The sequence below is a fragment of the Asticcacaulis sp. W401b genome (assembly GCF_046503825.1).
Classification (GTDB): Bacteria; Pseudomonadota; Alphaproteobacteria; order Caulobacterales; family Caulobacteraceae; genus Asticcacaulis.
The window spans coordinates 56,653-72,515 of the sequence record NZ_JBKFEE010000015.1; the positions used below are offsets into that span (position 1 = coordinate 56,653).

General features: G+C 59.9%; 10 protein-coding genes, 1 pseudogene and 1 other annotated feature. Of the genes and pseudogenes, 8 read left to right on the plus strand and 3 right to left on the minus strand.

The genetic code is table 11. The features are described 5' to 3' along the window. Positions 1-24 precede the first annotated feature (24 nt). Positions 25-2,634: a glycosyl hydrolase gene (locus tag ACK8OE_RS18130; RefSeq protein WP_410273733.1), complete on the plus strand. Its 2,610-nt coding sequence runs from the start codon at positions 25-27 to the stop codon at positions 2,632-2,634. Positions 2,635-2,655: 21 nt separating this feature from the next. On the opposite strand, the pseudogene ACK8OE_RS18135 reads toward ACK8OE_RS18130, so the two are convergent. Then, a pseudogene (locus tag ACK8OE_RS18135) lies at positions 2,656-3,399 on the minus strand (IS3 family transposase); the annotation flags it as partial. Next, positions 3,043-3,170 (minus strand) — a sequence feature (AL1L pseudoknot). It overlaps the preceding pseudogene by 128 nt. 174 nt (positions 3,400-3,573) lie before the next feature. On the opposite strand from ACK8OE_RS18135, the gene ACK8OE_RS18140 reads away from it, so the two are divergent. From ACK8OE_RS18140 to ACK8OE_RS18155, 4 genes are all read left to right on the plus strand, one after another. Then, the gene (locus ACK8OE_RS18140) at positions 3,574-4,098 is read left to right on the plus strand and encodes an RNA polymerase sigma factor (protein WP_410273734.1); all 525 of its coding nucleotides are present in this window, start codon (positions 3,574-3,576) and stop codon (positions 4,096-4,098) included. Positions 4,099-4,105: 7 nt separating this feature from the next. Beyond that, entirely contained in the window at positions 4,106-5,104 is a 999-nt protein-coding gene (locus tag ACK8OE_RS18145) for a FecR family protein (protein WP_410273735.1), read from the plus strand. Between the two features lie 264 nt (positions 5,105-5,368). Beyond that, a complete protein-coding gene (locus ACK8OE_RS18150; RefSeq protein ID WP_410273736.1) occupies positions 5,369-8,455 on the plus strand; it encodes a TonB-dependent receptor in 3,087 nt (1,028 codons plus the stop codon). A 137-nt stretch (positions 8,456-8,592) separates the two neighbouring features. Next, positions 8,593-11,622, plus strand: a complete 3,030-nt coding sequence (locus tag ACK8OE_RS18155; RefSeq protein WP_410273737.1) for a TonB-dependent receptor — start codon at positions 8,593-8,595, stop codon at positions 11,620-11,622. Positions 11,623-11,891: 269 nt separating this feature from the next. Here ACK8OE_RS18155 and ACK8OE_RS18160 read toward each other — a convergent pair whose 3' ends face one another. Further along, on the minus strand, positions 11,892-12,422 hold the full coding sequence (locus tag ACK8OE_RS18160; RefSeq protein WP_410273738.1) for a TetR/AcrR family transcriptional regulator: 531 nt from the start codon (positions 12,420-12,422) through the stop codon (positions 11,892-11,894). Positions 12,423-12,518: 96 nt separating this feature from the next. Here ACK8OE_RS18160 and ACK8OE_RS18165 point away from each other — a divergent pair, with 96 nt between their 5' ends. Both ACK8OE_RS18165 and ACK8OE_RS18170 read left to right on the plus strand, forming a co-directional pair. Further along, positions 12,519-13,286, plus strand: coding sequence for an SDR family NAD(P)-dependent oxidoreductase (locus ACK8OE_RS18165; protein ID WP_410273739.1), 768 nt, complete (start codon positions 12,519-12,521; stop codon positions 13,284-13,286). Positions 13,287-13,297: 11 nt separating this feature from the next. Continuing rightward, positions 13,298-13,603, plus strand: coding sequence for a carboxymuconolactone decarboxylase family protein (locus ACK8OE_RS18170; protein WP_410273740.1), 306 nt, complete (start codon positions 13,298-13,300; stop codon positions 13,601-13,603). Here the strand turns inward: ACK8OE_RS18170 and ACK8OE_RS18175 are convergent. Then, the gene (locus tag ACK8OE_RS18175) at positions 13,600-14,406 is read right to left on the minus strand and encodes an AraC family transcriptional regulator (protein ID WP_410273741.1); all 807 of its coding nucleotides are present in this window, start codon (positions 14,404-14,406) and stop codon (positions 13,600-13,602) included. The genes ACK8OE_RS18170 and ACK8OE_RS18175 overlap by 4 nt on opposite strands. A gap of 120 nt (positions 14,407-14,526) precedes the next feature. On the opposite strand from ACK8OE_RS18175, the gene ACK8OE_RS18180 reads away from it, so the two are divergent. Continuing rightward, positions 14,527-15,863, plus strand: a 1,337-nt coding sequence (locus ACK8OE_RS18180; protein WP_410273742.1) for a tetratricopeptide repeat protein, incomplete at its 3' end; no start/stop codon positions are given.

The window sequence follows — 15,863 nt, forward strand, 5'->3', positions numbered from 1 at the left end:
TTGCGCCCATTTTTAATGAGGTCTTTGCTGACCACATCTCTGGTCGTCGCGGCCCTGTGGGGGCCAGCTCAGGCCGAGACAATAGCCGAGGGGTTTGCCGCGCCGCCGGCCGAAGCGCGGCCAATGGTGCGCTGGTGGTGGTTCGGCCCCAGGGTCAGCGACGCGGAGATCGTGCGCGAAATCAAGGCGATGAAGCAGGGCGGCTTCGGCGGGTTCGAGCTGGCGGCGCTCTATCCGCTGGTGGTCGATGGCAATCAGCCCTATCTCTCCGACGCGCATTTGGGCGCGCTGAAACTGGCCAATGAGACGGGCCGTGCCGAAGGCCTGCGGGTGGATCTCACGCTCGGGTCCGGCTGGCCGTTCGGCGGACCGCATATTACGGCGGACATGGCGGCGGCGCGGGTCGCGCTGGTCAGGCTGCCGCTGGCGGCCTCGGCGACCGCTGTCACACTGCCCGTCCTGAAACCGGGTGAGCGCGTCCTGGCCACCTTTGTCGGCACCTCGGCGGCGGATGCGGTTCTGGTCGAAGCGAAGGCGGACACCGTCACGGTCAAGGCGGCCCCCGCCGCGCGCACTGTCTTCGTCGTCCTGCAAACCCCGACGGGTCAGCAGGTCAAGCGCGCCTCGGTCGGTGCCGAAGGCTACGTCCTCGACCATATGAGCCCGGACGCCGTGCAGACGCATCTGCATGCCGTGGGCGACCGCCTGCTGACGGCGTTTCCCGATGACAAGCCCTACGCCGTGTTCAGCGATAGCCTTGAGGCCTATGGTACCGACTGGACCGACGATCTGCTGACCGAGTTCCAAAAGCGCCGGGGCTATGATCTTAAACCCCACCTGCTCAAATGGTTCGACGCCAAGCCCGACAGCGCCGCCATCCGCCGCGACTGGGGCTTGACGCTCGCCGAACTGACCGAGGAACGCTATCTGACGCCGGTCAATGACTGGGCGAAACGCAACGGCACGCGGTTCCGTTCGCAGACCTATGGCCACCCGCCGGTGACGCTGTCGTCGATGCGGCGGGTCGATCTGGCCGATGGCGAAGGGGCCGACTGGCGCATCTTTTCGCGCATGCGCTGGGCCAGTTCGGCCAACCACATGTATGAGAAAGCCGTAACCAGCGCCGAAGCCTGGACCTGGCTGCATCAGGGCGCCTTTCAGGCAACCCCGCTCGACATCAAGGCCGAGGCCGACACCCTGATGTTGCAAGGCGTCAATCACTTCATCGCCCACGGCTGGCCCTATTCGCCGCCGGAAGCCGGTGAACCGGGCTGGGCCATGTACGCCGCCGCTGTGTTTAACGACCATAATCCGTGGTGGACGGTCATGCCGGAGGTCAATCGCTACCTTCAGCGTATGAGCTGGCTGCTGCAACAGGGGCAGCCCGTCGCCGATATCGCCATCTATATCCCGCAGGACGATGCGCTGGCCGCGTCGAAACCGGGCACGGTGTCCATCGACGGCGAGACCGGGAAATACATCACCAAAGGCCTGACCGCGCAGATCCTCGACGCCGGCTTCGCCTTCGACTATGTCGACGATCAGGCCCTGTCGGCCAGAGGGTTTCGCGCGAAGGTGCTGATCCTGCCGAAAATGACGCGTATCGATCCGGCGGCCTATGCCAGGGTCGAGGCCTTCGCCCGGGCCGGGGGACGGGTCATCGCGGTGGACCGCCTGCCCGACAGCGGCGCCGATCTGATCGAGGCCGATGCGGATACGGCGGCAGTGAAGGCGATCAGCGCGCGCTTGTTCAAAGGCGCCCCCGTGGCCGAAAACGATGTGGGTGCCACGCTGAAAACGCTTGTCGCGCCGGACGTGACGGGTCTGACGCCGGAGACGGGCTTCGTCCATCGCCAGCTCTCCGACGGCGACCTCTATTTCGTCGCTAATACCGGCAACACGCCGGTGACCCTGCCGCTGACGTTCCGCGCCGGCAAGGCGGGTCAAGTGTGGAATGCGGTCGACGGGACGGTCCGCGCCTGGGACGGTGCTCCGGTGACCCTGGCCCCCTATGAATCGCGCGTCTTTGTCTTTGGCGCGGCGGCGTCGGCCAATCTGTCGCCGGTCGTCACCGGCAAAGCCTCGTCGCGCTCTCTCGACGGAGGCTGGACCCTGAGCTTTGACAATGCCCCCGCCAAACCGGTCGCCAGCAAACCGGTCAACGCCTTCGGGTCATGGACCGACGATCCGTCGCGCCAGCACTTTTCCGGAGTGGCGACCTATAGCCGGACGGTGAAACTGAGCAAGTCCGATCTGGCGGCGGGCCTCACGCGGCTCGATTTCGGCGACGGTACCCCCGAAGCGATCCCCGATGGTCGCCGCAACGGCAGCCGCGCCTGGCTGAACGCCCCGGTACGCGATGCGGCGGAGGTCTTTGTCAACGGCAAACGCGCGGGTGCCGTATGGACCGCGCCCTACGAGATCGACCTGAAGCTCTTCCTGAAAGTCGGCGACAACCGCATCGACATCCGCGTCGCCAATACGGCGGTCAATACCTTAGCCGGGCGTCCGGCGGCGGACTATACCGCGCTCAGGGCGAAGTACGGCGACCGCTTCCAGCCGCAGAATATGGATAACCTCAAACCCCTGCCGTCGGGCCTTTTGACCGCGCCGGTTCTGCGTTTAGGTAACTGAGGATGAGGAGCGCAAAGGTGCGATTACGAAGACCATACAGACGAAGCCTTGCCATGTGACGGCATAGGTGAAGTCTGACACCCAAAGACAGTTCGGTGCCGTCGCGTGAAACTGCCGGTTTACATGATCCAGTGGACACGGCGCCGCCTTATCAGAAACCGTTGTACGAACGGGCTTTCCGCGGATAATGCCTTGCAAGCCCAAGGACCGCATCAACCGCTCGACAGTGCATCTGGCGATGCCATATCCTTCCCGCTCCATCTGTCTCCAGACTTTATGGGCACCACATACTTCATAGTTTTCGGCAAATGCACGCGCCACCTCTGGTTTGAGCACGATATCCTGGCGAGTCCTTGCCGACAGGCGCTCCGGATCTTGGCGGCAGGCGACGTGTGCGCGGTATGTGGATGGGGCAATTGGCAGGACTCTGCAGATCGGCTCGACCCCGTAGGTATCCCTGTGATCGTCAACAAAGGCGATCATCGCTTGAATGGGCGCCCAGTTCTTCGGCTTGCTCCGTCTGGGAGAAATATGCGCTGGCCTTACGCCGGATCTCGTTGGCCGGGCGCAGTTCCTCGTTCTCTCATTCAAGCGTCTTGAGCTTCTCGTTCATGTCGCTCGGCACGTCTGCGCCGTACAGCCTATCTTGCCTGATATCGACAACAGGGCTGACCATCGGGAGGGATAATCGCTCTGATGATCGAAGAACATCCGCACGGCGCGTTCGCGGACTTCAGGGGACAACTTGTTCGTCGTTATGCCCATGATAGCGCCATCTTCTCAGACGTTGGAGCCTCCGGCAAATCCGGGACGGTACACGTTGACGAAGCTTATTTGTGTGATAATTGTAGCTCAATAAAAACATGGCACATCATCAAGCGTCAGGGAGCGAAATGCGACAGCACGAGTGTTCAGCCCTGACAGGTGAGGAGGTCGTCTATGGCTGACCGCCTGGAGAAGTCTGCGGATATCTCGACAGATACGCTGTCGCATCTCTATAAAAAATACAATGCGGGGCTTCAGAGGTTCTTTTTTCGTCGCGTGCGCAACCGCGACGACGCCGAAGATCTGACGCACGACCTCCTCATTAAGATCGCGCACCGGACAGACGTCGAAAAAATGGAAAATCCGGAGGGGTTTCTGTTTGCGGCGGCGACAAATGCCTTACGTGATCGGGCTCGCCATGCAAAGGTAGCTGATGGCTATCTGCAAGGGCAGGGCGTACTTGAAAATAGTTTTGAGGGGATTTCGCCCGAACGCGTCCTAATCAGTAAGCAGTCGCTTGACCGCATTCTTCTGGCACTGGAAAAACTTGATGAGCGGGCACGGGACGTGTTTATACTTCACAGGCTCGAAGGCATGAAATACGCCGAGATAGCCCGCATGTACGGATTGTCGGTCTCGTCTATTGAAAAAGACATGATCCGCGCTATCGCTCACCTCGCAGAATTCGCGAACCTATAGGTTTATTGTGTCAGACCTTACCGTTTTGCCTGAACAGTTGACTGAGGCCGCCGCGTGGCTTGAGGCCCGCCGTCTGACCGAAAGCTTCGATGAGCAGGCCTTTTTTCAATGGCTGACGGCGGACCCGCGCCACGAAGCGGCCTGGACACGAGTCTGTTCGATATGGGCCAGCTTCGACGATTACAAAACCTCGCCTGAGTTACTGTCCTTGCGCACGCGCGCCTTGCAGCGTGCCTATCAGATGGAACAGAAGCGCTGGAACATGGGCGGGGTGAGCCGTCGGGGATTGCTGGTTGGCGGCAGTGGTGTCGCTGCGGCGGTCGCCGTTGCCGCCGGTGTCTTTTTCTACGACGGTAACCGCCGTTCATTTGCCACGGCTGTGGGCGAAATGAAGACCTTCCTTCTGCCCGATCAGTCGCTGGTGACGCTGGACGCCAATTCGGTACTGAATATTCATTTCAACGGCCATTTGCGGCAGCTCGATCTGGTTCAGGGCCGCGCGCATTTCGATGTCGCGCACGATGCCGCGCGCCCGTTTCAGGTTTCGGCGCGTGATCAGGTGGTCACGGCCCTTGGAACGGATTTCACGGTCGATCTGCGTCCGGCATCGGTGACAGTAGCCCTGTTCAAGGGCAAGGTCGTGGTGGCCGACAAGCCGGGGAAGAGCGAGGGCCGTCAAAGCCATGAGTTGTTACCTTTACAAGAATTGACTGTCCATGGAACGGCTCGTTATCAGTACGGCTTGCGGGCTTTCGACAGCGGGCGTGAACTGGCCTGGCGCGAGGGCCGTCTGATTTTCGATAATGAACGGTTGGCCGACGCCGTCGATCGTATGAACAACTATGCTCCGACGCGGATTTTGGTCGCCCCGGACGTGGCGGATTTGCGCATGGACGGTATGTTCATGGCCGGCCAGACCGCGGCCTTCGTCGAAGCGGTTCAGGCGTTGTATCCGGTGCGCGTCGAGCGGAATTCAAATGGACTTACGCTGCGTCGGCGAACCTGACACAGACCTGCCGGACCAAAAATCGGGTATGAGCTAAAGAAAACGACCGCAAGCCGTTCACGACGCAGAAAGTGCGGCAAAGGGTACAGGATGAGGCGAGGAATGAACAGTCCGACTCTGTTCCTGCTGAGTTGTGCAGGCGCGGCGATGGTCTGCGGCCTTCCGGCAACCTGTTGCGCGGAGGCGTCCGTGCGTCAGTATGAGATACCCGCTCGCCCCCTGTCCGAGGCGCTCGATACATTCCGAGAGGTGTCAAATACCCCCGTGCTGTACGACCGAACGCTGGTCAAAGACAGACGAAGTCGCGCTGTCTCCGGCGTCTATTCCGATACCGACGCTATAGGACTTTTACTTAAGGGCACCGGGCTTACGTTCAGGCTGACCGACCGGGGTGTCATACTGATTGTGGCGGACACATCGAAGCCGAAGCCGTCATCACCGCCGTTGGATTTTAAAGACTATCGGGTATCCGTAGACGACGGAATGCGGCAGGAGGCACCTGTCGTAGAGGTTGTCGTCAGAGGCTTTCGCGGCAGTCTAAACCAGGCGCTGTTAATCAAGCGGCGCAGCGCAGGAACGGTTGATGCCATTCTGGCCGAAGACGTTGCCAAATTTCCCAACACCAACCTAGCCGAAGCCATGCAGCGCATCCCGGCCGTTACCCTGATTGTCGGGGACGGAGGGGAGGGGCGCAATATTACGGTCCGAGGACTGGGGCCGATGTTTTCCCGCGTACGTATTAACGGCATGGAGGCGGCGTCGCGGACGGGCGCGTCGGACAAGTTCGGACCGAACAACAATGCCCGAAGCTTTGATTTCAACGTCTTCTCGGCCGACATTTTCTCCAGCCTGATCGTCAGCAAATCGGCGTCCAGCGATGTTGAGGAAGGCAGTCTGGGGGCGACGGTGGATCTTCATGTACCGAAGCCTCTGGATTTGCCCGAAGAGCAAATGCTGTCGGCATCTTTTCGAGCGTCGCGAAATGGTGTCAGTCAATCGATTGACCCAAGGGTGTCGGTCCTGTTTTCACGCAAGCTGGCTTCTGGTCGGTTAGGCGTGCTCTCCTCCCTATCGTATCAGGAAGGCCGAACGCGCGAGGTCGGCTATTCCGCTGCCGATGTCCTGTCGGCGGGCCTTTCGGGCAATGGTATCGGGGAGGGCCTGGCCGCGCAGCCGTTCTGCACGCCCTTGGGCTATGTACCGGTCGCCCCGGACCCGTTGATCTACGCGGCCAAGGGCGCCACGGCCACCCAATGCTCGACCGGTAATCCTCGAACCGGGACGCTGGAAGCCTATGGCCGGATCATGGCCCAGCGCGCCGCCGTAGCGCCCGATACACCGGCCAGCGGGGCCTATTTTCCACGCCTGCCGCGGTTTTTGAATTCGACCCAGCGGGAAAAGCGCGCGGCGGCGACGCTTAGTGTCCAATATCGCCCCGATGAGGCAACCGACCTGTCGCTTGATCTGATCTTTACTCGGTACGAAAACCGACGTCAGGACAACTATATCGAAGCCCTGTCCTTCGCGCGGGCGATCACATCGAACGGGCAGCCCATGGTGTCGGTGAAAGTGGTCGACTTTACGCCCACGGGGTCATTGCTATACGGCGTCTTCGATGGCGTCGATGTGCGCTCGGAAGGCCTGACGGATGTGTTTTCCACGACGTTTTCACACGCCGCTTTGACGTTCAGACGCAGAGTGTCCCCGGGGTTCGAGGTTTCGGGTCTGATGGGTGCTTCAGATACGACATACAACAATCCTTTGCGCCTCCAACTGTATATGGACGCTATCGACACCTCTGATTTTGCCATCGATTTTCGTGGCGATAACCGCGCCCCGCCCATACTGAGCTTTGGTGGGTTGGATGTCGATGACGTCTCGGATTTCACCTTTGCCCCGGCGCTTTCGGATGGCACCGTACGCGGCGGGTTTTCCACGCAGGGCAAGCCGCTGGTCAATCGATCGCTGAACCGAACTTTAGTGGTAAACGGACGGTGGGGTGCCGACGAAGGCTTGAAACTGAAAGCCGGGTTTGAGGTTCGTCAGGAACGGTTTTCGACACGGGCCTTAAATCTGGTGCCCTCGCAAATGACCGTCGACGCGCCTTTGGATCTATCCCGTCTGACCACGCGCGTGCAGGGGCTCGACAAGGCCTGGGGTTACGGCGCGCCGGCCAGCTGGGTGGCGATCGATCCCGAACGCTGGGCTGCCGCAGTGAAGATGGACGCGTTCCGCTATTGCGCGACCGAATGCGGCGCAAGTGCCGGGCAAGTCTCCGAGACGACGTCCGCCATATACGCGATGGCGATATTCGACACGGCAAAAACCTTTACTTTTCCCGTCCGCGGAAATTTCGGCGTGCGCTATTTTCAAACCGCTCAGAGCGCTGCAGGCTACATTCCTGTCGCAACCCCGGCAGGTTCGGAATATCCCACCACGGGCATCCGGCACGCCACGGAGCGGGTTTACGACGGATGGTTGCCGTCCGCCAATGTGGTGATCGATCTGGACCCTGAGCTGTTGCTGCGGTTGTCTGCGGCCAAGGTCATCTCCCGGCCTGACCTCTACTTTCTGATGCCAGGCGCCTCGGTCAATCCGGTACCGCGCCTCGGCATCATAACAAATCCCGACCTGAAGCCTATTCGCGCCACGACCCTCGATCTGTCGCTCGAATGGTATTTTGCCCGAAACTCGATTGTTTCCATCGGTTTGTTTCACAAAAATATTTCTGACTACATCCAGCGCGTCAACACCCAGGTGCCGTTTCATCAACTAGGTCTGCCTGTCGAAATTCTCAGAAACAGCAACGCCCTGTCATCGGACGTGTTCACGATCACGCGCGTGGTCAATACGGCGGGCGGGCCCCTGACCGGTATTGAACTCAATCTTCAGGCCGATCTAGAGTTTCTGCCCGGGGTGTGGCGGCATTTCGGGTTCATGGCCAACTATACCCGGAGCTGGTCGAGGATCGACTATGCGTTGTCGAGCGCGGACGGTAAAACGACATCGACGGTGACCGCCGATCTGATCGGGCTGTCGCGAAACTCCGCCAGCGCCACCGTATTTTACGAAGATGACAGCATGAGCTTCCGTTTGGTGGGGACGTACAAGAGCCGCTATATCCGCAGCATACCGGCAAGCATTGGCAGCGACCTTCAGGGCAATGCACCGACCGTGTTTCTCGACGCGTCTGCTGCCTACGCCTTGACGTCACGGGTGAAAATATTCATCGAAGCCCAAAACCTGACAGATGAACTCAACGAGCAATATATCGACAGCGGCCGTCGAGACGTCGTTTACAGCACGCGGTCGGGACGAACCGTCAGCGTCGGCGCAACGGTCAAATTTTAGATTTTTTGGACGGCAGGTCCCTAAATTGATCTATTTTGCAAATTTTCTTTGAGGGTTTTTGTCTGCTGAGCGTCTGACTTCATGAAGGGTGCGATTTCGCGGCCTTGATAAAAAAAGACAAGCTCACAGGAAACACCATGAAGAAGACCAAGCTGAAGCAGGCATTGCTTATCACTGCCGGTATGGCGGGACTTACCGCTCTGCCCTTGTTCGCCGCAGCTCAGGAAGCGGCTCCGGCCAATGATGAAATTCAAACCGTTGTCGTCACCGGGTTTCGCAGCTCGTTGAAAAGCGCGCTGAACGTCAAAAAGACCAGCGCCGGCACGATTGATTCGATCCTGTCCGAAGATATCGGCAAGTTCCCTGACTCCAACCTCGCCGAGTCGATGCAGCGCATCCCCGGTGTCACCCTCTCGCGCGGCGACGGCGGCGAAGGCCGTAACATCTCGGTGCGCGGTCTGGGCGGCACATACACCCGCGTCCGCCTGAATGGCATGGAAGGGTCGGCGCAAACGGGTTCATCCGATATCTATGGCGCCGGCAATTCGGGCCGCAGCTTCGACTTCAACATCTTCCCGTCGGAAATCTTCTCGTCGCTGGCCGCCCGCAAGACCGCGTCGGCCGATGTCGAGGAAGGCTCGCTGGGCGCAACCGTCGATCTGCGCGCCCCGAAGCCGTTCGATTACCGTCAGTCGGAAGTCCTGAGCGTCACCGCCAAGGGCGTCTATAACGAACTGGCGAAGAAAACGGATCCGCGTCTGACGCTGCTGGCCTCCAGGAAGTTCGGCGACGGCAAGTTCGGCATCCTCGGCACCCTGACCTATCAGGAAAAGCACACTCGTGAAGTCGGTTATTCCGCCGTGGATATCCTGTCGGCCAATACCAACGGCTTCAGCGCCATCCGTCGGGATGCGGCTGGCAATCCCGTACTGATCAACAATGTCGTTCAGCGCGAAGTACAGCCCTTCTGTACGCCGATCGGCTGGGTGTCTCCTTCGGGCGGCGCGTCGATCAGCCCCGACTCGGCCGAAAGCGCCGCCAAGGGCGCGACGGCCACCAACTGTTCGACCAACAATCCGCGCACCGGCACCATCGCGGCCTATAACACGATCTACAACCTGCGCCGCGCCGATGCGGCGACGACGCCGGGTTCGGGGGCGTTCTTGCCGCGCATCCCGCGCTACGTGAACTCCGAACAGGACACCGAACGTCTGGGCGGTAGCCTGACCTTCCAGTGGAAGCCCGACGCCAATACCGACCTCTCGCTGGACGTTCTCTATTCCAAATACGAGGTCGAACGCCGCGACAACTACATCGCCGGCCTGTCTCTGGCGCGTAATATCGGGAATAACGGTCAGCCGATGGTGTCGGTTAAGGACGTGCAGTTCAAGTCGAACGGATCGCTACTTTACGGCCTGTTCGACGGTATGGACGTACGCTCCGAAGGTCTGGTCGATGTGTTCACCTCGGAATTCACTCAGGTTAATCTGAACGGCCGCCATCGATTCACCGATAAGTTCGAAGTCACCGGCTTCATCGGCAAGTCGACATCGGTCTGGGACAGCCCGATGCGCCTGCAAACCTTCATCGACGCCATCGACGTCGATAACTTCTCGATCGACTATCGCGGCGGCGACACGACGCCGGTTCTCGGATTCGGCTTCGATGTGTCAAATCCCGCCAACTTCACCTATGCGCCGGCCGCAGCGGACGGGACGGTGCTCGGCGGCTGGACCGCGCAGGGCAAACCAGCCAACAACACGACCGATATTACCACGATCAGTCTGGACGGCAAATACGATATTACGCCTCAGCTCACGCTGAAGTTCGGCGTTCAGTATCGTCAAAATGACTTCAATGCCTATAACCTCAATGTCGTTCCGACCCAAACCGCGGTCACAGCCCTGCCTGCGGGCGTCACTCTTGCCAGTATCACAAAGCAGATCACCGGTCTCGATGACCTGTGGGGGCATGGCGCACCGGCAAGCTGGGTGGCGATCGACTCAGTTAAGTGGCGCGAAGCGTTCAAATTCAACGATCTGAAGTATTGCGGTATCGAATGCGGTGCTGGCAAGTCCCAGATCAAGGAAACCGTGAAGAGCACCTACCTCATGGCCGAGTTCAATTACGACAACCTGCTGCCGGTTCCGGTGCGCGGCGATGTCGGCGTGCGGTCGGTCTTCACGCATCAGTTCGCTGTCGGCCATATCGCCATCGCGACTCCGGGGGGCCAATACCCGACTGGTACGTTGCGCAACGAAGTCGAGCGTGAGTATCACGACCTTCTGCCCTCGGCTAACGTCGTGTTCGAACTGAACCCCGACCTGCTGCTGCGTTTCTCGGCGGCGAAGGTCATGTCGCGTCCAGAACTGGGTAACCTGACGCCCGCCAGCGGCGTCAACGTCACTACCCGTACAGGCAATATCAACAACCCGTACCTCGAGCCGATCCGCGCTACGACCTACGACGCGGCACTGGAATGGTACTTCCGTCCCGGCTCTCTGGCCTCGGTCGCCTATTTCCATAAGGACATCAAGACTTTCATCCAGCGCATCAACAGGACCATGCCCTATAATCAACTGGGTCTGCCGAACGAACTGCTGGCCACAGGGCCGGGCAATACGCAGCCGACTGACGACTTCTTGGTCGGCCTTATTGCCAACACGCCGGGCGGCCCGTTGTCTGGTGTCGAACTGAACATTCAGGCCGAGCTCGACTTCCTGCCGGGCTTATGGAGCCATTTCGGCGTTCTGGCCAACTACACGCACATCACGTCGGAGATCAATTACATCCTGACCAGCTCGTCGACAGGGGCCGTCCTGACCTCGACGACCAACGACCTAACGGGTCTTTCGCGTGAGTCCGCCTCGGGTACGCTGTATTGGGAAAACGATACGTTCAGCTTCCGGACGACGGGTTCCTATCGCGGCAAGTACGTGCGCGGCGTCCCGGCCTCGGCGGGCAGCGATCTGCAAGGCAATGACGAGACCTTCTATGTCGATGCTTCGGCCTCCTACGCCGTCAATGACAAGCTGAAGCTCACCCTAGAAGCCCAGAACCTGACCGACGAGCAGAACCGCCTGTTTATCGACTCCGGTCGTCAGGATACACTGTTCGAAACGCGTATCGGTCGTACCGTCACCATTGGTCTGACCTATAAGTACTAGTTCACCACATCCTCATTCCGATCCCAGGGGAACCCAACTGCCCACCGTGCAAGCGGTGGGCTTTTTTTTTGAGAATCTTCATGGCCTGGCTCGGTCGCAAATATTTTACGTGTCAATTCGCATCCAAATCCGTCCGCTTTTGGACTTGGTCCGCCAAATAATAACTTTATCAGTGTTATTTCCGCTTCGGGGCCTCTGAACATTAAAGGGGCACAGGCGGGAAACTTCCTCATGAGGTTTCTGGGTTACTTCGTCGCGATTGTAAACGCTCAGGCCCGCGCCGGTCTCCAGCCGATGGCGGCTTCGAATGTGTCAGCGGAACGCAGTGACCGAGCCAAGATCAGAGCTCCCTCCAGTTTTGCTAGCAATGACTCAGGCGTGCCGAATGCGGTCTCTCCAGCGAGCGCCGTTCGCAGGTAATCCAGGATGTACTGAAAAAATCCGGCCACTGCTGCAGCCACTTCCGGCGGCAATTCGTCTCGCTGAGCCCCAAACAATCCGCATAAGCACATACGATCGTCCTGAACGAGCGCATCGCGGAACATGGCCGTGACGCGATCGACCGCTTCCTCTGCCGAAACGTCAGAGGCAACCCCCAGGCGTTCTTGTGCGCGTTGGGTATAGCGCTGCATCAACGCCTCGGCTAGCAGGGGCTTCGAGGGGTAGTGGTAATGCACGCTGGAGCTCTTTATCCCGACGTCTTCAGCTAAATCGCGGTAGCTGAAGCCATTGTAACCGCCGCGACGCGCACGCGCCTCAGCAGCATCTAAAATTCGGTCACGTATGTCTATGTTGGTCATGTGCTCACCTATCTAGTGTTAGATAGTCCTTGACATCGCAAATTGCTACACTTAAATGTCTATCTAACGTTAGATAGATGAAGGGATGCTAGCGAGATGACGACGAAAGTGAGCCTCATTGTGGGCGGATCAACTGGTATGGGCCGCGCCGCGGCCGAACTCCTGGTGCGGGAAGGACGCTCCGTCCTTCTGGTCGGCCGTGACGCCGACAAGCTGGGCGTTGCGCAAAAGGAACTTAATGCGCTTGGCACCGGGAGCGCCGAGATCCTCGCGGCGGACCTGTACAGTTCGGACGACGTCAAGAGCCTGGTGGCCGGTATTGACGGCGAGAGCCGCCACATCGATCAACTGGTCAACGCTGCGGGCTACTTCTTCCCGAAGCCGTTCCTGGACCATTCGGTTGAAGACTACGATCGCTATCACGATCTAAACCGTTCAACCTTCTTCCTCACTCAGGCCGTTGCGCGCAACATGGCCAGGAATGGTGGTGGCGCCATCGTCAACATCGGCTCGATGTGGGCCAAGCAAGCCATCAAGGCCACGCCGTCTTCAGCCTATTCCATGGCGAAGGCCGGCCTGCACTCGCTTACACAACACCTCGCCATGGAACTGGCTGACAAGGGCATCCGCGTGAACGCCGTGGCTCCCGCCGTTGTGGTCACGCCGATCTACGGGGCCTTCATTGCGCCTGATCAGATCGAAGGCGCGCTCACAAGCGGGTTTGACGCTTTCCATCCGATCGGCCGTGTCGGTCGCGCCGACGACGTCGCTCAGCATATCGCCTTCCTGCTGTCCGATCGGGCGGGCTGGACGACCGGCGCGGTCCACGACGTCGATGGCGGCGTCATGGCTGGCCGGAACTAGGAGGCATTCCCATGTACGATTCCAGCAACATGAAAAAGCTTCCGAAGCTTGGTGCAGATGCCGACGCTGCGTGGAAGGCTTTCCTGAAGTTCGATGAGGCCGCACTGGCTGACGGTGCGATCCCAAAGAAGTACAAGGAACTGATGGCGGTTGCAGTAGCGCTTGCTACCCAGTGCCCGTATTGCATCGAACTGCACTCGAAGGCGGCTCGCAAAGCCGGCGCGAGCGAAGCGGAACTGGCCGAGGCAGCGTTTGTGTCCGCAGCCATCAAGGCCGGTGGCGCGCTGACCCACGCCACGCATTTCGCCGCTGACTAACGCGAAACGGAATGCTGCCGCATGTAGGTGTTCGGGCTGACGCCCATTTCAGTTCGAAACGCATAGATGAAGGCCGATGCCGAACCGTACCCCAGTTCCAGAGCGGTGCGCGTCACATCCAGGCCGCCGCCCAGCAATTCAATGGCTTTGAATAAGCGCATGCGTCGCCGCCAAGACCGAAGGCTCATTCCCACCTCTGCCTGGAACCGGCGTCGAAGCGTGCGCTCCGACATGCCGATTTCGCGCGACCAGTCACTTTCAGAGCGGTCATGCGCAGGGTCAGCATAGAGGGAGTGACAGAGCGTGATCAATCGATCAGAGACAGGCCAGGGTAGGGCGCCGGGCAGGGGCGCAATCCGACGCAACTGGTCCAGGATCAGTGTCGTGACACGGCCTCGGTAGGCGTCGTCGTCTAATCCCTGATGAATGTCGGCGGCTTCAACGATCAAGGATTTCATCAACGGTGACACGGCAAACACCGTAGCATCATCGACGAGGCCGCAAACGGCGCCGGCTTCGATCCACAGACTGCGAAATTCGGCTCCGAACAGCGTGCCGACGCGATGGGAAAAGCCCGGCGGCAACCACACGGCTTGCTCCGGCGAGATCACGAAAGATCGGCCTTCCGTCATGATCGTAAGCACGCCGGATACTGCGTAGACAACCTGAGCCCAGTCGTGGCTGTGCTCCGGAAAAAACGATCTAGCGGTCAAGGTCTGCACGCGAACAGTGAGAGGGGCGGGGGGCTGCTCTGAGGTAGGGGTCGCGACAGCGGTCCATCCCGAAGGGTCATTCTCTAGCATGACCGATAGTCTACATCATTTGGCCTCTAGTCGAAAGACGGACATGGCCAATGGGTCTAAACTGTTTCTATTCGTGAAGGCATTGAGCCCTTTGCGTCGTCAACCTGAACCGAAAGCCCAATGACTCAACAGGATACCCGAGCGCTCTTCCTGACGACTAGGAATGATCAGGCCGCCGTGCACTACAATCACGGCGTGGTGCTGATGCTTTCGGCGTGGCCGGGCGCTGCCGAACTACTCGACGCTGCCTTGGCGCGAGATCCGGAGTTTGCCCTGGCGCACGCCGCACGAGGCCGACTGCACGCCATTTGCGCTCAGCCGACGCTTGCCCGGCAAGCCTTTGCAGAGGCCGAACGGCTGGCGGCACGTTTCGGGGATGAGCGCGAGCGCAGCCATATTCATGTTCTTTCGACCGCGCTCAAAGGCGCTTCAGACCATGCCATATCTACCGGCGTGGCCCATCTGGATCTTTGGCCCAACGACGCCGTGATCTTCTCTCTTCTACTCGGACCGTTCGGCCTGCTGGCGTTTTCGGGCATGGCGAACCACGACCAGGCGCGCGTTGATCTGTGTAAACGATATGAAGGGGCGTATGCGTCCAATGACTGGTGGTTCCTGACCTATTCGGGTTGGGCCATCGCTGAGAACGGTGAGGCTACGCAGGGACGATCAATTCTGGAGCGGGCTGTCACGTTACGGCCCGAGAACGCCAATGGCGTCCATGCGCTCACGCACGCGATGTATGAGCAAGGCGCCACTATCGAGGCTGACAGCCTTCTCGCGGGCTGGTTACCGGGCTACGCCCGCGAGGGCATACTGCATGGCCATCTGGCGTGGCACCGCGCCTTAAACGCGCTTGAGCAGGGCGACGCCGATGGCGCGCTTCGCATCTACACCGCTCAGATTCAGCCGGACGTGTCGCTCGGCATGCCCATCAATATTGTCAGCGACAGCGCCTCCTTATTGTGGCGAATGTCGGCCTACGGTCACCGACTGCCGGAGGGGCTCTGGGAACAAATAAGCGACTACACACGATCACGATACCCTTCCGCCGGTCACGCCTTCATCGATAGCCACATGCTCATGATCGCCGCCGCGACGGGTGACCTGGAAGCTCTGGAAGCGCGCCTTTCCGGGCTGGAGGCGCTGCTAGACAAGGGTGCGCCTGGGGCGGGGGCGGTCGTGCCGGCTATCGGCCGGGCGCTCGCGGCTTTTGCTAAGGGCAACTATGCGGCCTGCGCTTCTCTACTTGAACCCGTCGCCCATGAGGTTGTGCGGATTGGCGGCAGTGGCGCGCAGCGTGAAGTGTTCGAGGACACGCTGCTGGTCGCTTACATGCGTTCAGGCGAGGCCGACAAGGCGCGCCAACTGCTCGACACGCGCCTGCATCGTCGGCCATCACCGCGCGATGGGCGCTGGCGCCAAACCCTCGCTTCCGGGCCCAATGACCCCGTCGT

Bases quoted from the DNA above. Each gene is read 5' to 3' on its own strand.
- ACK8OE_RS18175 (WP_410273741.1), bottom strand. From the start codon at position 14,406: ATGCTAGAGAATGACCCTTCGGGATGGACCGCTGTCGCGACCCCTACC.
- ACK8OE_RS18160 (WP_410273738.1), bottom strand. From the start codon at position 12,422: ATGACCAACATAGACATACGTGACCGAATTTTAGATGCTGCTGAGGCG.
- ACK8OE_RS18170 (WP_410273740.1), top strand. From the start codon at position 13,298: ATGTACGATTCCAGCAACATGAAAAAGCTTCCGAAGCTTGGTGCAGAT.
- ACK8OE_RS18140 (WP_410273734.1), top strand. From the start codon at position 3,574: ATGGCTGACCGCCTGGAGAAGTCTGCGGATATCTCGACAGATACGCTG.
- ACK8OE_RS18165 (WP_410273739.1), top strand. From the start codon at position 12,519: ATGACGACGAAAGTGAGCCTCATTGTGGGCGGATCAACTGGTATGGGC.
- ACK8OE_RS18155 (WP_410273737.1), top strand. From the start codon at position 8,593: ATGAAGAAGACCAAGCTGAAGCAGGCATTGCTTATCACTGCCGGTATG.